Origin of the sequence: Limnohabitans sp. (genome assembly GCF_040400975.1) — a bacterium.
In the GTDB taxonomy this organism is placed as follows: Bacteria; Pseudomonadota; Gammaproteobacteria; order Burkholderiales; family Burkholderiaceae_C; genus Limnohabitans_A.
On sequence record NZ_JBBAPF010000001.1, the window covers coordinates 177,520 to 194,347 of the forward strand.

Annotated in this window: 16 protein-coding genes and 1 tRNA gene; 9 read left to right on the forward strand and 8 right to left on the reverse strand. The window is 61.3% G+C overall.

Annotation, left to right across the window (positions count from 1 at the left end; genetic code table 11):
- The first annotated feature begins 2 nt into the window (after positions 1–2).
- Both ABWQ00_RS00925 and ABWQ00_RS00930 read left to right on the forward strand, forming a co-directional pair.
- On the forward strand, positions 3–1,403 hold the full coding sequence (locus tag ABWQ00_RS00925) for an FAD-dependent oxidoreductase (protein WP_353236783.1): 1,401 nt from the start codon (positions 3–5) through the stop codon (positions 1,401–1,403).
- Positions 1,400–2,287, forward strand: a complete 888-nt coding sequence (locus ABWQ00_RS00930; protein ID WP_353236784.1) for an isocitrate lyase/PEP mutase family protein — start codon at positions 1,400–1,402, stop codon at positions 2,285–2,287. The genes ABWQ00_RS00925 and ABWQ00_RS00930 overlap by 4 nt, the downstream gene beginning before the upstream one ends.
- Before the next feature lie 18 nt (positions 2,288–2,305).
- On the opposite strand, the gene ABWQ00_RS00935 is transcribed toward ABWQ00_RS00930, so the two are convergent.
- Both ABWQ00_RS00935 and ABWQ00_RS00940 read right to left on the reverse strand, forming a co-directional pair.
- The gene (locus tag ABWQ00_RS00935) at positions 2,306–3,013 is read right to left on the reverse strand and encodes a hypothetical protein (protein ID WP_353236785.1); all 708 of its coding nucleotides are present in this window, start codon (positions 3,011–3,013) and stop codon (positions 2,306–2,308) included.
- A 9-nt stretch (positions 3,014–3,022) separates the two neighbouring features.
- Positions 3,023–3,721 carry a glutathione S-transferase family protein gene (locus ABWQ00_RS00940; protein WP_353236786.1) on the reverse strand — a complete coding sequence of 233 codons (699 nt, stop codon included), beginning with the start codon at positions 3,719–3,721 and terminating at the stop codon, positions 3,023–3,025.
- A gap of 149 nt (positions 3,722–3,870) precedes the next feature.
- On the opposite strand from ABWQ00_RS00940, the gene ABWQ00_RS00945 reads away from it, so the two are divergent.
- Genes ABWQ00_RS00945 through ABWQ00_RS00955 form a run of 3 tightly spaced genes read left to right on the forward strand, consistent with a single transcriptional unit; the run spans position 3,871 to position 6,708 of the window.
- Positions 3,871–4,461: a carboxymuconolactone decarboxylase family protein gene (locus ABWQ00_RS00945; RefSeq protein WP_353236787.1), complete on the forward strand. Its 591-nt coding sequence runs from the start codon at positions 3,871–3,873 to the stop codon at positions 4,459–4,461.
- Between the two features lie 32 nt (positions 4,462–4,493).
- Positions 4,494–5,471, forward strand: coding sequence for a tripartite tricarboxylate transporter substrate-binding protein (locus ABWQ00_RS00950; protein ID WP_353236788.1), 978 nt, complete (start codon positions 4,494–4,496; stop codon positions 5,469–5,471).
- Positions 5,472–5,526: 55 nt separating this feature from the next.
- Complete coding sequence (locus ABWQ00_RS00955) at positions 5,527–6,708, forward strand: MFS transporter (protein WP_353236789.1); 1,182 nt, start codon at positions 5,527–5,529, stop codon at positions 6,706–6,708.
- Here ABWQ00_RS00955 and ABWQ00_RS00960 read toward each other — a convergent pair whose 3' ends face one another.
- A complete protein-coding gene (locus tag ABWQ00_RS00960; protein WP_353236790.1) occupies positions 6,709–7,704 on the reverse strand; it encodes an asparaginase in 996 nt (331 codons plus the stop codon). It abuts the gene before it with no gap.
- A 3-nt stretch (positions 7,705–7,707) separates the two neighbouring features.
- Positions 7,708–8,529, reverse strand: a complete 822-nt coding sequence (locus tag ABWQ00_RS00965) for a 2-keto-4-pentenoate hydratase (RefSeq protein WP_353236791.1) — start codon at positions 8,527–8,529, stop codon at positions 7,708–7,710.
- An 85-nt stretch (positions 8,530–8,614) separates the two neighbouring features.
- On the opposite strand from ABWQ00_RS00965, the gene ABWQ00_RS00970 reads away from it, so the two are divergent.
- The 4 genes from ABWQ00_RS00970 (at position 8,615) to ABWQ00_RS00985 (ending at position 12,510) form a co-directional block, all read left to right on the forward strand.
- Positions 8,615–8,691 (forward strand) — tRNA-Met (locus tag ABWQ00_RS00970).
- 128 nt (positions 8,692–8,819) lie between these two features.
- Entirely contained in the window at positions 8,820–11,360 is a 2,541-nt protein-coding gene (locus ABWQ00_RS00975; RefSeq protein ID WP_353236792.1) for an ABC transporter permease, read from the forward strand.
- Between the two features lie 45 nt (positions 11,361–11,405).
- The gene (locus tag ABWQ00_RS00980; RefSeq protein WP_353236793.1) at positions 11,406–11,810 is read left to right on the forward strand and encodes a group II truncated hemoglobin; all 405 of its coding nucleotides are present in this window, start codon (positions 11,406–11,408) and stop codon (positions 11,808–11,810) included.
- 61 nt (positions 11,811–11,871) lie between these two features.
- A complete protein-coding gene (locus ABWQ00_RS00985) occupies positions 11,872–12,510 on the forward strand; it encodes a Smr/MutS family protein (RefSeq protein ID WP_353236794.1) in 639 nt (212 codons plus the stop codon).
- Between the two features lie 16 nt (positions 12,511–12,526).
- Here ABWQ00_RS00985 and ABWQ00_RS00990 read toward each other — a convergent pair whose 3' ends face one another.
- From ABWQ00_RS00990 to ABWQ00_RS01005, 4 genes are read right to left on the reverse strand one after another with little or no spacing between them, the layout of a single operon-like run.
- Complete coding sequence (locus ABWQ00_RS00990; RefSeq protein ID WP_353236795.1) at positions 12,527–14,299, reverse strand: M61 family metallopeptidase; 1,773 nt, start codon at positions 14,297–14,299, stop codon at positions 12,527–12,529.
- Positions 14,296–14,751, reverse strand: coding sequence for a DUF3429 domain-containing protein (locus ABWQ00_RS00995; RefSeq protein ID WP_353236796.1), 456 nt, complete (start codon positions 14,749–14,751; stop codon positions 14,296–14,298). Before ABWQ00_RS00995 ends, ABWQ00_RS00990 begins: the two co-directional genes overlap by 4 nt.
- Positions 14,748–15,473: a DsbC family protein gene (locus tag ABWQ00_RS01000; protein WP_353236797.1), complete on the reverse strand. Its 726-nt coding sequence runs from the start codon at positions 15,471–15,473 to the stop codon at positions 14,748–14,750. Before ABWQ00_RS01000 ends, ABWQ00_RS00995 begins: the two co-directional genes overlap by 4 nt.
- Positions 15,474–15,516: 43 nt before the next feature.
- Positions 15,517–16,686, reverse strand: coding sequence for an FAD-dependent monooxygenase (locus tag ABWQ00_RS01005; RefSeq protein WP_353236798.1), 1,170 nt, complete (start codon positions 16,684–16,686; stop codon positions 15,517–15,519).
- Positions 16,687–16,828: the final 142 nt, after the last annotated feature.

Consider the following 16,828-nt stretch of genomic DNA (forward strand, 5'->3'; position numbering starts at 1 on the left):
CCGTGAACGCGCCGCTGCCGCTGGTTTGCCCGGCCGACCAATTGCAGTCCGAGGACATGGCGCCGGTGGTCATCGTGGGCGCTGGCGCTTGCGGTCTCACGGCGGCACTGGCTTTGCACGGATTGGGCGTGGACTGCGTCGTGCTGGAGCGCGATGCGTTTGCCGCAGGCTCGACCGCTTTGTCGTCTGGCTTTGTGCCAGCGCCTTGCACGCAAGCGCAAAAGGTCCAAGGCATCACCGACAGCGTGGAGGCGTTCGCCGCTGACATCCAGGCCAAGGCCCACGGTCAGGCCGCGCCGCATTTGGTGCAGGCGTATGCACAGCATATCGGCCCGGCCATGGACGCGCTGGCGCAGCACCATGGCTTGCCCTGGCAGGTGCTGGACAACTTTTTGTACCCCGGCCACAGCGCCCACCGCATGCACGCGGTGCCCGAAAAAACCGGGGCGGGTCTGATGAGTCGCTTGCAAGCCGCAGCCGATGCTGCAGGCGTGGTGGTGCTCACGCAAGCGCAAGTGACAGAGCTGTGGGCCGACACCGCGCAGCGCATCCAAGGGGTGGGTTTTGTGCGGCCCGATGGCCAGACCGAGCGCATCCGCTGCGATGCAGTGATCTTGGCTTGCAACGGTTTTGGCGGTGCTGCGGCCATGGTGAAAGAGATGCTGCCCGAGATGGCCGAGGCCACTTATGCGGGTCATGTGGGCAACGACGGCAGCGCGATCGCCTGGGGTCAACAACTGGGCGCACGCCTGGCCGACTTGGGCGCTTACCAAGGCCACGGCTCTTGGGCCGTGCCACAAGGTGCTTTGATCTCGTGGGCGGTGATGATGGAAGGCGGTGTGCAGATCAACACACAAGGCCAACGCTTTCACGATGAAACCCAGGGCTATTCCGAAGCGGCGGTGCATGTGCTGGCCCAACCCGGAGGTGTGGCCTGGAACGTGTTCGACGATGCACTGCTGAATTTTGCGCAAGGGTTTCCGGATTTTGTGGCGGCGCAAGGCGCGGGTGCGGTGCAGCACGCGAGCGATGCGGTGGCGTTGGCACAGCTGATCGGCTGCCCGCCAGACGCTTTGCAAGCCACTTTGAACGCCGTGCAACCCGGCACCGACCCGGCCACGGGCCGCACGTTCAAACGCGCCTTGCAAGCCCCGTTTCACGCCATCAAAGTCACGGGCGCTTTGTTCCACACCCAAGGCGGTTTGGACATCGACGCGCAAGCCCGCGTGTTGCGCCAGGACGGCACGCCTTTGCCCAATTTGCTGGCCGCAGGCGGCGCAGCGCGGGGTGTGTCGGGGCAGGCGGTGTGGGGCTACTTGTCGGGCAATGGCTTGCTCAGCGCCATCGCGGGCGGCCACATCGCAGCACATACCGCACAACAACTTTTGAAAGACACGCCATGAGTCAGCACACCACTTTGGCCCAGCGCTTGCAACAAGATCAGGCCTTGCTCGCCCCCGGTGTGTACGACGCGCTCACCGCGCTGGTCGCGCAGCAAGCCGGTTTTGAAGCTGTGTACTTGTCGGGTGCATCGATCGCCTATACGCGCCTAGGACGCTCCGACATTGGTCTGACCACCGCCACCGAAGTGGCGCAGACCTTGGCCCACATCACCGACCGGGTGAACATTCCCGTGATCGTGGACGCGGACACTGGCTTTGGCAATGCGCTCAACACCCAACGTACTGTGCGCGACTTCGAGCGGGCCGGTGCCGCGATGATCCAGATCGAAGACCAGACCTTCCCTAAGCGCTGCGGCCACCTGGACGGCAAGGGCGTGGTGCCTGTGGCCGAGATGCAGGGCAAGCTGCGTGCAGCACTGGACGCACGCCATGACCCCAAGACCTTGATTCTGGCCCGCACCGATGCGGTGGCCGTGGAAGGTCTGGACGCCGCACTGGAGCGGGCCGAGCGCTATCTGGAGTGCGGTGTCGATGCCTTGTTCATCGAAGCCCTGCGCTCGGACGATCAGATGAACCGCGCCTGCGCTCAGTTTGCAAAGCGGGTGCCACTTTTGGCCAACATGGTCGAAGGCGGCAAGACGCCGGTGCAAAGCGCCACCGAGCTGGGCGAGCGGGGTTTCAAGATCGTGATCTTCCCCGGCGGCACTGCTCGTGCGGTGCTGCACACGCTTCAAGGCTATTACGCCAGCTTGCACACGCACCAGACCACGCGCCCCTGGCAAGAAAAAATGCTGGACTTCGATGGCCTGAACGCGGTCATTGAAACGCCGCAACTTCTGGCCTTGGGACAAAGCTTCGAGCAGGGTCCCTCCAGCTTGAAGTGACCGGCGCTCAGGCCGGCATCAAAGGGTTGGCGGGCACCAACCCATTTCAAGCCAATGTGCGTAGCCCGGTTTGAAGTGCCATGCTGTGTACTGCACGGGTGTGCCCTGTGGCAGAACCTGCTCTGTCAGGTGGTCGAGCCAAGGGCTTACAGCCCCTGTGCTGCGCAGCCAATCTTGGCCTTGGTTGGATTCCATCGCCCATCCTGCAAGAGCGGCTTTGGACTGCGGCCAAGGGTGGTCTGGCAACCGGGGTCCTGACATGCGGTCGTGCAAACTGCCCCAGGCTACACCCTTCATCTGATGCTGTAGTTGGCCCAATCGGCGAGTGGTCTCTTTCAGAGGCAAGCCCGTGAAGCGCAATTGCCCGAGCACATTGTCAAACCAGAAAAAAGCGCTGGGCAGGGTGCGTACCAGTTCGGGCAATATGGCCAAACCGTCGCCGGTGTGCAGGTGCAATGCTTTGCCTTGGCGTTTCAGGTGCCGGCCGTGTCGCGCATAAAAAAGCGGTTGGGCCCAAGGGTCGATGTCCCAGGCATGGACCTCTTCAAATTGCGCCAACCAAGCCGTGGGCAGCATCCAGCCCGCACTGGCACCAATCAACACCAATTGTTGCCGAGGCATGTCTTGCGCCAGCAACCAATCGCTGATCTGCTCGCAGGCAGGCGACCAGCGTGGCTTGGACCGCCACGCTCGCACATGCCAATGCCATCCGCCTGTCAAATTCATGCGGTCATTTCATGGATTTTGCAAACGCTCGTTTTGCGGAAACATGAACTTTTTGGCCTCGGCGTCCATCTCTGTTTTGAAGGTGTAACGGGCTTTGAAAGCTTCAGCCCGTTGCGCTGCGGGTCGTGCATTGACCGCATCGAGCAGGCGTTTGATGTGGGGGTACTGGGTCCAGGTGGCGTCTCCTGTGCCCAACACATAGGGCAGCAGGCGCGCCCAGCCCCACAGGGCCATGTCGACAATGCTGTAGTGTTCGCCGAGCATGTAGGTGTGCTGGCTCAAGTGTTTCTCCAGCACGGTCCAGTGGCGGTGGGCCTCAAAGTCGTAGCGGTTCAGCGCGTAGGCTTTGGGCTCGGGTGCCGCATGGCGAAAGTGCACCGATTGGCCCGAAAACGGGCCAATGCCACTGGCGATGAACATCAGCCAAGACAGGGCTGCACCGCGTTCTTTGGCTTGGGCCACACTGGGTATGAACTTTTGTTCGCGATCGGCCAAGTACAACAAGATGGCGTTGCTGTCGAACACGGTGGTGTCGCCATCGGTGATGGCGGGCACCTTGGCATTGGGGTTGACCGCCAAGAAGTCGGGCGCAAACTGTTCGCCTTTCCGTGTGTCGACCGGAATGGCTTCAAAAGCCAATCCCAGCTCTTCCAGCAACAAGGCAATCTTCATGGGGTTGGGTGCGGCGTTAAAGAAAAATTTCAACATATTGAATCCGTTCGAAAATGAAAAAAGTCCTGAAACTCAGTGTCGCCTAATCCACTGGCATGTGCACAGTTGCACCAGTCATTTGGGCGACTGTGTCAGCTGGAGCTTGTTGTTAACGTCTTTTCTTTGTCATCCCCCCTCACATCCCCATGATCGAGAGATTTTCGCAAATCCGTTACGAGGACTTGGCGGCCGATGTTCGGCCATTGGCCGATGACATCCTCAAAGTGTCCAGTGCCGCATTGGGCGGGCCTTACAACGCCTTGTTGCGCAGCCCCGACATGGCCCGGCGTGCTTTTGATTTTCTGGACTATTTGCGTTTTCGCACCTCGGTGAACAAGCGCTTGAACGAATTCGCCATCTTGATCCAAGCGCGCATCTCCAACGCCCAATTCGAATGGTGGGCGCACGAACGCATCGCACGTAAGGCGGGTTTGTCCGATGCGGTCATGCGCGACTTGCAGCAATGCCAGCGCCCCACCCACATGCAAGCTGACGAACGCTTGGTTTACGACTACTGCGTGCAGTTGTCGCTCAACCACCGCGTACCAGATGCCTTGTGGCAAGAGGCCGTCGCGGCCATGGGTGAGCAAGCCGTGGTCGATCTCACCGTCTTGTCCGGTACTTATGTCATGGTCTCCATGCTGCTGAACGCCACCCAAGTGGGCATTCCGGACGGGGGCGAGCTCCCTTTGCAGGTGATGGACCCTCAAGACATTCGCCAGCGTCTGCTGGCCTGATCCGTTTTTTCACAATCCTCAAGGAGACCGCCATGACATTCCGTTTTGTTCGCAGCGCATTGGCCCTCATGTTGGCCGCTACGGCCTTGCATGTATCTGCACAAGACTTTCCCAACCGCGCCATCACCATGGTCATGCCCTATGCCGCAGGTGGACCGGGCGATACCATCACCCGGGTTTTTGCTGGGGCTATGCAAAAGCACTTGGGCCAGCAAATTGTGGTGGACAACACCGCAGGAGCTTCCGGCTCGATTGGCACGGCCAAAGTGGCGCGCGCCAGACCCGATGGCTACACCTTGTTGATGATCCACGTGAGCCATGCCACCAATGTGGCCATGTACAAAGGTTTGCCCTATCACCCAGTCGACGATTTTGAGCCGATTGGCCGCGCCACCAGCGGCCCCATGGTCATCGTCACGCGCAATGATTTTCCGGCGCGAAATTTGAACGAATTTGTGGCCTACGTGAAAGCCAACGGACCCAAAGTCAGCTTGGCCCATGCGGGTGTGGGCTCGGCCTCGCACTTGTGCGGCCTCATGATGATGAACGCCTTGAACGTCAAGCTCAATGAAATTCCCTACAAGGGCACTGGCCCGGCCCTGAACGACCTGATGGGCGGTCAGGTGGACATTTTGTGCGACCAAACTTCGGGCACGGTACCCTCGGTCAAGGGTGGCAAGATCAAGGCCTATGCCTCAGCAGGCAAGGCACGCTTGCCACAGCTGCCAGAAGTGCCCGCCATCGCCGATGCTGGCGTGGATGGTTTTGACATCAACATTTCATTTGGTTTGTATGCACCCAAGGGCACACCCAAGCCGGTGCTCGACCAGTTGACCTCGGCGCTGCAAAAGTCAGTGACCGATCCTGAAGTGCGCCAGCGCCTAGAGGCCATGGGCATTTCGGCCGTGTCGGTCGATCAAGCACGTCCTGAAGCTTTGCGCAACCACCTCAAAAACGAGATCGACACCTTGGGCGGTCTGTTGATCAAGGCCGGCGTCAAAGCCAATTGACAGCTCCGCTGCGCTGGGGCCTGAGGGTCTGCGTCTCGCCTGTTTGGGAGATTTCATGATGCAAAGCTGGTGGCCCTTGCTACTGACCTTGGTCATCCAGGCCATGGTGGCCATGGCCTTGCTCACATTGCCAGTGGTTGCGCCGGTGGTGGCGCAGACTCTGCAGGTGTCGCCTGCACTGGTGGGTTTGTATGTGTCGGTCACCTACGCTGGTGCCATGGTGGCCACCTTGATGGGCGGTGCCACCGTGGCCCGCCTGGGGGCCATCCGGGTCAGCCAATGGGGGCTCGTGCTCTGCGCAGTGGGTCTGGCTTTGTGTGCGGTGCCCTGGTTACCGGCCATGGTCTTGGGCGCCGTGCTCATTGGCTTGGGCTACGGCCCAATCACCCCGGCCAGCTCGCACCTGTTGGCCCGCACCACACCCAAAGCGCAAATGTCTTTGGTTTTTTCCATCAAACAAACCGGCGTGCCATTGGGCAGCATGCTGGCGGGAGCGATTGTGCCGCCCTTGGCCTTGCTCATCGATTGGCAGCTCAGCATGCTGGTGGTGGCCGCACTTTGCCTGGTGTGCGCTGGGATCTCGCAGAGCTTGCGGGCCGACTTGGACAGCGACCGGCAAGCTCACCTGCGCATTCGTTGGGGCAGTTTGATCGACCCAATCCGCATGGTGTTGGCGCACCGTGCCTTGCTCACCATGGCCTCGTGCTCTTTCATGTTTTCGATGGTGCAGTTGTCGCTTACCACCTATTTGGTGACCTTTCTGCACGACGATTTGTCGTATGGCTTGGTGGCGGCCGGCTTGGCTTTGTCCGTGACCCAGCTGGGTGGCATTGGTGGTCGTGTGGCCTGGGGATATGTGGCCGACCGCTGGCTGGGGGCGCGGCGCATGTTGCTGCTCTTGGCCAGCATGATGGCTGTTTGTGCTTTGGGCTCTGCCTTTTTGACCACCGACACGCCGCATGCCTTGGTGATCGCCATTTTGGTGGGTTTTGGCGCCTCGGCCATTGGCTGGAACGGCGTCTATTTGGCCGAAGTGGCCCGCCGTGCACCACCAGGGATGGCCAGTATGGCCACAGGCGGCACGCTGGCCTTCACATTTTTGGGCGTGGTCATGGGGCCGCCTATGTTCGGGGCTTTGTCGGGCTTGTTTGGCACTTACCGTGCTGGCTTTGTGGGCCTCATGGTCATGGCCAGCGTGAGTGGTACGGTGTTGTATTGGAGTCAACGGCCCCACTAATTAGCCAGCCATCAAAATCTGGTCGATCCACGCTTGAATCGCGGGCCCGTCCATGCCGTGCGCTAGGCCCAACAACATGACGATGCGCACCTTGTGCGGCGGTAAGGGGCCTGCAGTCAGGATGCCGTGTTGGGCATCGGCGTAGATGCTGGCCCGCGTCACGCTGCCGGTGATGAAGCGGGCGCAACGCGCCACCAGCACGCCTTGCGCGGGCAAAGACTGAATGAAGGCGCGGTACCCCGTGGGCGTGTTGGCATTGCCCAAACCGGCATGCACAATGCCCAGCGCCCCAGCGGCTATAAAGGCGCGCATCGCGGTCTCGTCGACCCCGGCATAGGCCACAGCAATGTCCACCCTGGGCCAGGTGGTGGGCCTTTGCCAAGCCACGGTCGGAGCACGCCTGGCGGCGCGGAACCACTGCACCGCCTGGTCGGCCACTTCGCCCAAGGCTCCGGCCAGTGGGCTGTCAAAAGCTTCTATGCTGCTCACATGGCGTTTGCCCACCCACAGGCCAGAATGGATGCGCCCGTTCATCACCACCAAGCTGCCGCGCCCACGCGCACCGGGGCAGGCGGCCACACTGCAGGCATCTAACAAATTGGCTGGGCCATCGGCTGAATAGGCTGTGGCGGGGCGCATGGCCCCCACCACCACGATGGGTTTTTCGGTGTCCACGCTCAGGTGCAAAAAAGTGGCGGTTTCTTCTAGCGTGTCGGTACCGTGTGTGACCACGATGCCCACCACATCGGGGTTGTTCACGGCTTGAATCACGGCCGCATGCAGATGGAGCCAATCCTCGGGCCGGACGTCGTAACTGGCCAGCTGCATGGGCTGGGTGACTTCGATGCCATAGCGTTGTCGCAGCTCGGGTACCGTGTCGACCACGGCGGCCAGGCTCAGGCTGGCGGGTTTGTAGTCGGTGCTGACCGAGGCGGCGCTGGCAGCACCTGCGATGGTGCCACCGGTACCGATCAGGGCCAATGTGGGTTTTGACATGGTTTAAACCTCCGAAAAAATCATCTTCACATGGCCCAGCGGGCCGAAATCGGCACTGGCGCTGTCGCCCGGCAGCAGCTCTAAAGGCACCATGCAGGTGCCGGTCGTCACCACATGGCCCTTTTCCAAAGTGATGCCTAGGCTCGACAGCTGGTTGGCGAGCCAGGTCAGGGCGATGCGCGGGTCGCCCAGCACGTTTCCCCCCGAGCCATCGCGGGTGTACTTGAGTTGCTTGCCGTGTTGGACTTGGGCCTGCACCGGGTAGGTGCTCAAGTCCAGATCGCGCCAGACATCTGGGGCGGCCGGACCCAGCACAAAGTGGCGGGCACAGGCGTTGTCGGCCAGCAGTTGCGCCTCGCCTGCGGCGGTGAACGGCTCCATGCGCGAGTCGGGCACTTCCAGCGCCGGGTGCAATCTGGCCACGGCGGCCATGACTTGCTCCTGGGTGTAAGGCGCTGCTTTCGGTGGCAGGTCTTGCGCCATGGCAAAAGCAAATTCCGGCTCGGCCACGCGCATGCGGTTGCCGGCTGAAGGGACGGTGACGCCGCTTTCAAACACCTGGCCCGACAACAAGCGACCAGCCATGGGGCCGCTCACGTTGATGTGCGCTTGGCCATTCGCGCTGGTGGCAGCGATTTTCCAGCCGAGTACCTTGCGGCCGGACACCACCGGCAATTGGGCTTGTGCGGCGTAGCCCTCTGAGGAAGTCATGGGACAGCAGGCTTCGGGCAGTGCGCTCAGCACTTGGCCCGTTTGCCAATGGGCCCAGATCAGGCGGGCAGCCTCGGTGGCACTGGCGTGGGGCATAGAGAGGTGATCGGTCATTGGGCAATTGTCGGCGCATCTGCAGCGGTCGGATCAAGATTTTTGTGTATAATTTTGGGCTTGGTGGCGTCAGCCTACCGAGTCGGGTGATATAGCTCAGTTGGTTAGAGCGCAGCATTCATAATGCTGATGTCGGTGGTTCAAATCCACCTATCACCACCAAATTTCAAGGCCCGCAGTTCAACGACTGCGGGCTTTTTGGTTTTCTGGCCCCATGCTTTCAACCGCATACAGCGCGTGTGCAAGCCCCCAGCCCTGCCAGACCTTCGCCCCTGCGTTAAGGTCAGGGCATGAACAAGCAATCTTGGACGCATGGTTTGAAGCTGGGTGCCCGCCAGTTGTGGCGTGACCTGCGGGCGGGCGAGTTGCGTCTGTTGATGTTGTCGGTAGCACTGGCTGTGGCGGCTTTGACGGCGGTGGGCTTTTTGGCCGACCGCATGCAGTCGGGTTTGTGGCGCGACGCTCGGCAACTTTTGGGTGGCGATGCGGTGGTGGTGAGCGACCAGCGCACCCCTAAAGCTTTTGTGCGCCAAGCCCAAGCGGTGGGCTTGCAAACCAACACCAATGTGAGTTTCCCGACCATGGCGCGAGCCATGCCTAAAGAAGAGGCCAGCAGCCCATCCTCCAATCCTCCCCCCACCCGCTTGGTGGCCCTCAAAGCGGTGGAGCCTGGTTACCCCCTGCGTGGCCGCTTGGAAATTGCAGGTCAGCCTGCGGCCACCATTCCGCCTGAGGGCGAGGTCTGGGTCGATGTGGCTTTGCTTGAAGCCTTGAACGTGCAGGTCGGCGACCTGCTGGGCCTGGGCGAGCGCCGTTTGCGCATCGCAGCCACCATCACCCGCGAGCCTGATCGGGGGGCCGGTTTCATGGCTTTTGCGCCCCGCGTGATGATGAACCAGGCCGATTTGGCTTCGACCGGTTTGGTGCAGCCGGCCAGCCGGGTGAGCTGGCGCATGGCGGTGGCCGGCAACGATGCGGCAGTGGGCCAATTTTTGCCTTGGGCGCGTGCGGAAGTGGACAAGCCTGAGGTGCGTGGCGTCAAAGTTGAGTCGCTCGAAAGCGGTCGCCCCGAGATGCGGCAAACCTTGGACAGGGCCTCGCAGTTTTTGAATTTGGTCGCTTTGTTGGCGGCTTTGCTCTGCGCTGTGGCCGTGGCTTTGGCGGCGCGGAGTTTTGCCGAACGCCAACTTGATGCCTGCGCTTTGCTGCGTGTTTTGGGCCAAAGCCAGCGCACACTCACGTTGAGTTATGGCCTGGAGTTTTTGGGCGCGGGCGTGGTCGCCAGCGTGTTGGGGGTGTTGGCCGGTTATGCCGTGCATTTGGGCTTTGTGTTTTTGCTGGCCGGTTTGGTCGAGGCCAATTTGCCCAGCGCCAGTGGGCAGCCCGCCGGGATGGGTTTGGCCATGGGCCTGACGCTGCTGGTGGCTTTTGGCTTGCCACCGGTGTTGCAATTGGCCAAGGTGCCGCCTCTGCGCGTGATCCGGCGAGATTTAGGCAACGTGCAGGTGCGATCAGGCTTGGTGTTGGCGATGGGTTTGATCGGCTTTGCTTTGACCTTGCTCATGGTCAGCCGCAACTTGACCTTGGGCTTGATCACGGTGGGCGGTTTTGCGCTGGCGCTGCTGGTGTTTGCCGCGTTGGCTGCTGCGGCTTTGTGGGTGCTGCGCCGCTCGGTGCCCGACGAATCAGCCCCCCGTTGGCTGCGTCTGGCCACGCGCCAAGTGGCGGCACGTCCCGTGTTTGCGGTGGTGCAGGTCAGTGCTTTGTCGGTGGGTTTGCTGGCGCTGGCTTTGCTGGTCTTGCTGCGCACCGACCTGATCGCCAGTTGGCGCCAAGCCACCCCGGTCAACGCGCCCGACCGGTTTGTCATCAACGTGCAGCCCGAGCAGGCCGAGCCGTTTTTGGCACACCTGAAAAATGCGGGCGTCCAGTCCCCCGATTGGTTCCCCATGATCCGTGGCCGTTTGGTGGCCATCAACGGCCGCGTTTTGGGGCCAGATGATTTGGAAGCCGATCGCGGCAAGCGGTTCTTGGACCGCGAAATCAACCTCTCGCACAGCGCCGAGTTGCCCGCGCACAACCCCCTGGTGGCAGGACGTTGGCAAGCCGAAGAGGTGGGCGGTGTGAGTGTGGAAGAGGGCATCGCCAAAGCGCTGGGGGTTCAGCTGGGCGACCTGTTGGGTTTTGACATCGCCGGGCAAGCGCACCAGGCCCGCGTGACCTCGCTGCGCAAAGTCGACTGGGGTTCGATGCGGGCCAATTTCTTCATGTTGTTCCCCGTCTCCAGCATGCCTGACCTGCCCATGACCTACATGGCTGCGTTCCAGTCGCCGCAAGGGGTGCCGGGTTTTGAAAATGCCATGGTCAACGAGTTTCCCAACATCACCAGCGTGGACATGCGCAGCACGCTGGCGCAGGTGCAGCGGGTGATGGACCAGGTGATCCGAGCCGTAGAGTTTTTGTTTGCCTTCACCTTGGCTGCGGGCCTGATGGTGCTCTTGGCTGCCGTGGGTGCCAGCCGCCAAGCGCGTGAGCGCGAGTACGCCATCATGCGGGCGCTGGGCGCGGGCCGCAGCCTGTTGGCGCAGGTGCAGCGCACCGAGCTTTTGGGCATCGGCTGGTTGGCCGGCTTCATGGCCAGTGCCATGGCTTTGGCCGTGGGTTGGGCCTTGGCGCGTTACGCTTTCGAGTTCGCCTGGCAGCCGCCTTTGTGGGTGCCTTTGGCCGGTGGCCTGGCGGGTGCCTTGTTGGCTTGGGGCGCGGGCAGCTTGAGCTTGGCCGGCGTTTTGCGCCAACCTGTGGTTCAGACATTGCGCCAATCGGCGCAGTGATCCCGCTGGCTCCGGGCCCTTTGCAACACTGCACAATCGCGTCTTATGAACATGGAAGACAAGCCGCCGTTTGAAACGCCCTTTGCCTGGATCGGTGGCGAAGGCCTTGTGCGTGCATTGGCCGATCGTTTTTATGACCTGATGGACATGGAGCCTGGCTTCAAAGCGCTGCGCGACGCCCACGGCAGCACTTTGGATGGCGCCCGCGACAAGCTGTTTTGGTTTTTGTGCGGTTGGCTGGGTGGGCCTGAGCACTACACAGAGCGTTTTGGCCACCCACGTTTGCGCATGCGCCACATGCCGTTTTCGATCGGGGTGCTCGAGCGTGACCAGTGGCTAGCCTGCATGGACCAAGCCATGAGCGAGCTGAACGTCGACCCGGTGCTGCGCGAGCGCTTGAACGCCAGCTTTTTCAAAACAGCCGATTGGATGCGCAACCGTGGCGCTTGACGCGCCCACGGTGTGAGCGTGCTTGGCCCCAGCCCCTGAATGCCCAGCCCGGAGTCCTTTTGTGAAAATCAATGCGCTGCAAGACCTGAAAAAAGTTCGGAAAAAACTGGCCGAGGTCCAAGCGCAAGCTCAAGCTTTGGCCGCTGCCCAAGCGTTGGCGGCCAAACAGCGCGAGGCTGAAAGCCATTTGTTTGTTAGGGCTGTGGGGCAGGTGCAGCGCTTGCCCGACCACGACCAGGTCAGTTTGACCGGGCCAAGTCCGGCTCCTGTTGCCCACCAACGCCAGTTGGACAACGAAGCGGTGCTGCGCGACTGTTTGAGTGACGAATTCGACGCCAGTACTTTGCTCGACACTGACGACGCCCTGAGCTTTCGCCGCCCGGGCATTGGCCGTGATGTGATCCACAAATTGCGCAAGGGCGACTGGTCAATTCAGCGCGAGATCGACCTGCATGGTTTGCGCAGTGACGAAGCGCGTATGGCATTGACGGAGTTCATCCGTCAGGCCCACCGCCAGGGTTTGCGCTGTTTGCGTGTGGTGCACGGCAAAGGCTTAGGCTCACCGGGCAAAACGCCGGTGCTCAAGTCCAAGGTACACAGCTGGTTGGTGCAAAAAAACCAAGTCATGGCCTTTGTTCAGGCCAAGCCCGCCCAGGGCGGTGCGGGTGCGCTGGTGGTGCTGCTCAAGTCAGGCGCTTGAGTCGCACGGGGCTGCTTCAGATGCGGGGCCACTGCCCAGTGGCGCGGTCGGCGGGCATGCTCAAGCGCCACTGGCTGGCTTGCGCCGGGACCGTCAGGCGCAAGCGCAACAAGCGTTTGTCGCGCGAGACCCAGGCTGTCAATTGACGCTCTTGACCCATCAAGGCAGGCAGCTCGTCCAGTTTTCCCAAGCGCCAGCTGCCGCCTTGTCCTTTGGCCCCCACGTCCAGGCCCAACCATTCATCACCCGCGGCCAGACCGGCCGCTTCGGCGGCGCTGCCCCGCAGCACGGCTTTGACCAGGACACTGCCAGCGCCTTCGTTCACCCGCAGGCCAAGGCGCTGCGCCATGGCCGATGTCTCGGCTTCCACCTGGATGCCATGCGCTGAGAGCAACTCGCGCAGCGGCAGCTCGTGTGTGCTGTGCACCCAAGCCTGCATCTCCTTTTGCCAGCTGCGGCCGGTGAGGGCTTGCAATTCGTCCAGCAAGTCCTGCTCGCGCATCGGTCCAGCTTTGCAGCGTCTCCACAGACCGCGCATCACGGTGTCGAGCGTGTAGCCTTCGGTCTTGAATTCGCTGCGCAGTTTCAAATCGAGGCACAGCGCCACCAGCGAGCCCTTGGTGTAGTAACTCACTGTGGCGTTGGGCGTGTTTTCGTCTTGGCGGTAGTACTTCACCCAAGCGTCAAAGCTGGCCTGCGCCACGCTTTGCACATGACGGCCCGGGGTTTGCTGCACCTGTGCGATGGCTTTGCCCAGCAGTTGGATGTAAGTGCTGTCGTCTATCAGATCTGCGCGGCGCAAAAGGATGTCGTCGTAATAGCTGGTGAAGCCTTCAAAGAACCACAGCAACTGGGTGAAGTTTTCTTGGGTGTAGTCATAGCGTGCAAAAGCATCGGGGCGCAACTGCTTGACGTTCCAGGTGTGGAAGTATTCGTGGCTGATCAGGCCCAGCAGCGTGGTGTAGCCCTCGTTGCGATGTGGCTTGGTTTGGCGTGGCAAATCGGTGCGGTTGCAGATCAGCGCGGTGCTGTTGCGGTGTTCCAGTCCGCCATAGCCGTCGTGCACAGCATTGAGCATGAACAGGTAGTTTTTGTGCGGTGTTTTTTTGCCCGCGGCCTTACCCTGTCCATGCCAAAACGCGATGGCCGCTTCGCAGATTTTTTGCGTGTCGGCCAAGAGGCGCTCACCGTCAAAAGAGGGCAGGGCGCCAGCCACCACAAAGCGATGCGGCACGCCGCAGGCCATAAAACTGCCGCTCCAGAACGTGCCCAGTTCCACCGGGCAGTCCACCAGTTCGTCATAGTGCGCGGCTTGGTACAGGCCAAAACCTTTTTTATCAATCTTGACCGGCGCCAAGCCCGTGGCGGCCTGCCAGTTGGGATGACTTTTGACGGCAGTCAGCTGCAGTTGGTGCGGCGCATCTTCTTGGCCATGCACGCGCAGACACACGCTGGTGCCATTGAAAAAGCCCCTCTGGCTGTCGAGCCAAGCGGTACGCACCGAGTTGTCAAAAGCGTACACCTCGTAACTCAGCACCACAGGTTGGCCGGGCTTGCAAGCAATGTCCCAGGTGCATTTGTCACGCTGGGTGATGGCAGCGGAGCGGCGCCCCTGTTTGGCGCTCAGGTTTTGCAGGTTTTTAGCAAACTCACGCACCAAATAACTGCCCGGAATCCACACGGGCAATGACACGGTTTGTGTGGCTTGTGGCTGGGCGATCGTCAAGCGGATGTGGAACAAATGCGCATGCAGGTTGGCGGCTTCAACGGTGTAGTGGATGGCGGTCATGTTGCACCTGCGGCCAAAAAGCAACTCAGGCTGGCCACAGTCGTCAGCTGCAGGCGCATGGGCAGCCAAGGCGCCAGGCCCGCCGCTGGCCAAGTGCGGCGGTCCATGACATAGCAGCCGATCAGCACAAAACCCAGCAGCGGTAAGCCGGCAAAGGCGGGCATCATCACGCCCACCCAGGCCAGCAGCGACGGCGCCACGCCCCAAGTGAAGTGGATGCGCGGTGCGTTGCGCACGATCAGCGCATTGCGAAAGCCGACACCCCAATGGATGCCCCCTAGAAACGACACGATCACAGCGCCATAGCCTTGCATGGCCAGAGCCACATAGGGGTGCAGGTCGGGCCCCACCAGCCACAGGCACAAAGCCAAAAAGACAAACGGAATGAGCCCGGCATAGCCCATTTTACGGATCAAACGCCAGGTGGCGTCTTCGGTGTGTGGGGTGTTCATTTCAGGTCAGCCAGAATTTTTTCGACTTGGGCCATGGGCACCGCGCCTGGCACCCGGGTGCCATCGGCAAACAGCAACAAAGGCGTGCCGGTGATGCGGTTCTTTTGGCCAAAGGCCACGATGGTGTCAATCGCCGAGGTGTCGCAGTTGGCGTTCGGTGGCGTGGTGCCGCCGATCATCCAATCGTTCCAGACCTTGGCCTTGTCTTTGGCGCACCAGACGTTCTTGGATTTCGTGCGCGAGTCTTCGCCCAAGATGGGGTAGAGAAAATGGTAGATGGTCACGTTGTCCAGTTTTTGCAGGTCTTTTTCAAACCGTTTGCAAAAGCCGCAATTGGGGTCTGCAAACACCGCCAGCTTGCGTTTGCCATTGCCGCGCACTTGTGTGAATGCGGCTTTGAGGGGCAGTTGGTCAAAGCCGATGGCCGAGAGCTTTTCAACGCGCTCTTCGGTCAGGTTCCGCCTTTGCCGCACGTCGATCAAGGCGCCTTGGATCAGGAAATGGCCTTCGGCATCGCTGTACATGACCTCATTGCCCATGCGAATTTCAAACAAGCCGTTCATGGGCGTTTTGCTGATCTCGTCAATTCTTGGCAAATTAGGCAGGCGCTCGCTCAGGTTTTTGCGAATCGTGGCTTCTTGGGCCATGACGTTGGCCATGCTGCCCCAAGACAGCGCGGCGGCAACCAACATCAGGGCCAAATTGGGAGGGGCAAGCTTCATCGAACGGGCTTTCAAAAAAGGAAGGGGCTGGGCCACGGGCACTTCAGCGGTCGGCGCGGTCGGCGCTTTGGCCCATCGCGCGTTGAGTCATCCAGTGTTTCAGGGGACCGCTGCGGTCAAAGCCGCGCATGCCCCAGTTGCGCAGGTTTTGCCAGATCGGGCCGGGCTGGGCAAACAGGCGCTGCAAGCCATCGGTCACAAGGCCCATGGCCTGCACATCAGCCTGACGGGCGCGCTCGTAACGGCGCAATAATTTGATGTCGTGCAGGGGCCGCCAAAACTCTTTGGCTTTTATCACCCGGACCAACTCTGCGACATCGGCCAGGCCAATGTTCAGGCCTTGTCCGGCCAAAGGGTGCAAGCTGTGGGCGGCGTCGCCTGCCAAGGCAAAGGCCTGCTTGGCTGAGCCCGACATCGGGCCGATCCAGCGCTCGGCGCGTGCCAGTTGCAGCGGCCAGACGGCGCGTTCGGCCGACAGCTGCATGCTCCCTAAACGGTGTTCGCAAGCCGAGGCCAGCGCCACCGCAAAGTCTTCGGCAGGCATGGCCATCAGTTCTTGGGCTCGCAGTGGGTGCACCGACCACACCAGCGCGACTTCGCGCCCACCTTCGCCACCCAAGGGCAGCAGGGCCAGCACCTCGGCTTGCGGCTGCACCAGGCCAGGCGCAGCGCTCCAGCCAAACCATTGCCGGGCGATGCCCTCGTGTGCACGTTCGCACAGGAGGCGGGAGGCCACGGCGTGTTGTTCGTAATGCGTGATGTCAAAGCCCACACCGAGTTCGGCGCGGGTCTGGCTGGCGCGGCCTTCGCACACCACCGTGAGCGGTGCAGCCACCGGGGCCTGCACCACTTGGATCTGGGGTTGAAATTGCACGGCCTGCGTCAACAGGGCCTCCAGTGCAGGCACGTCCACCATCCAATTGAGCTGGCCCACCCCTTGTTCTTGCGCGCCAAAATTCAGCTGACCGCCTTGGTCACCCCAAACCTGCATTTGGTGCACGGGCGTCACTGCGGGGGGCTCGGGCCAGCAACGCAGGTCTTGCAGCAAGGCTTTGGCTGCGCCGTTGAGCGAATAGGCTCGCACGTCGGGGGCTGGGTTGGGCTGAGTTGATTCGACCAAAGCCACGTTCAGCCGTTCGCGGGCCAGCAGCAAAGCCAAAGTGCGGCCCACGATGCCAGCGCCACGGATGCAAATGTCAGGGGGAGAAGCCATCTGCACATTGTAAGGAGGCCGCCCAACGCGCTGGGCCGCTGGGGCTTTGATGCTGATGATTCAAAGGCCTGTGGGTCAGGTGCCCCGCCTTGGGGCTGAGCCGTTAAAATTGACGGTTCATTTTCGAATCTCTTCCCGAATC

Excerpts from the sequence above, each read along its gene's own strand:
- ABWQ00_RS00930 (WP_353236784.1), top strand. The coding sequence starts at position 1,400 with ATGAGTCAGCACACCACTTTGGCCCAGCGCTTGCAACAAGATCAGGCC.
- ABWQ00_RS00935 (WP_353236785.1), bottom strand. The coding sequence starts at position 3,013 with ATGAATTTGACAGGCGGATGGCATTGGCATGTGCGAGCGTGGCGGTCC.
- ABWQ00_RS00940 (WP_353236786.1), bottom strand. The coding sequence starts at position 3,721 with ATGTTGAAATTTTTCTTTAACGCCGCACCCAACCCCATGAAGATTGCC.
- ABWQ00_RS00945 (WP_353236787.1), top strand. The coding sequence starts at position 3,871 with ATGATCGAGAGATTTTCGCAAATCCGTTACGAGGACTTGGCGGCCGAT.
- ABWQ00_RS00950 (WP_353236788.1), top strand. The coding sequence starts at position 4,494 with ATGACATTCCGTTTTGTTCGCAGCGCATTGGCCCTCATGTTGGCCGCT.
- ABWQ00_RS00955 (WP_353236789.1), top strand. The coding sequence starts at position 5,527 with ATGATGCAAAGCTGGTGGCCCTTGCTACTGACCTTGGTCATCCAGGCC.
- ABWQ00_RS00960 (WP_353236790.1), bottom strand. The coding sequence starts at position 7,704 with ATGTCAAAACCCACATTGGCCCTGATCGGTACCGGTGGCACCATCGCA.
- ABWQ00_RS00965 (WP_353236791.1), bottom strand. The coding sequence starts at position 8,529 with ATGACCGATCACCTCTCTATGCCCCACGCCAGTGCCACCGAGGCTGCC.
- ABWQ00_RS00975 (WP_353236792.1), top strand. The coding sequence starts at position 8,820 with ATGAACAAGCAATCTTGGACGCATGGTTTGAAGCTGGGTGCCCGCCAG.
- ABWQ00_RS00980 (WP_353236793.1), top strand. The coding sequence starts at position 11,406 with ATGAACATGGAAGACAAGCCGCCGTTTGAAACGCCCTTTGCCTGGATC.
- ABWQ00_RS00990 (WP_353236795.1), bottom strand. The coding sequence starts at position 14,299 with ATGACCGCCATCCACTACACCGTTGAAGCCGCCAACCTGCATGCGCAT.
- ABWQ00_RS00995 (WP_353236796.1), bottom strand. The coding sequence starts at position 14,751 with ATGAACACCCCACACACCGAAGACGCCACCTGGCGTTTGATCCGTAAA.
- ABWQ00_RS01000 (WP_353236797.1), bottom strand. The coding sequence starts at position 15,473 with ATGAAGCTTGCCCCTCCCAATTTGGCCCTGATGTTGGTTGCCGCCGCG.
- ABWQ00_RS01005 (WP_353236798.1), bottom strand. The coding sequence starts at position 16,686 with ATGGCTTCTCCCCCTGACATTTGCATCCGTGGCGCTGGCATCGTGGGC.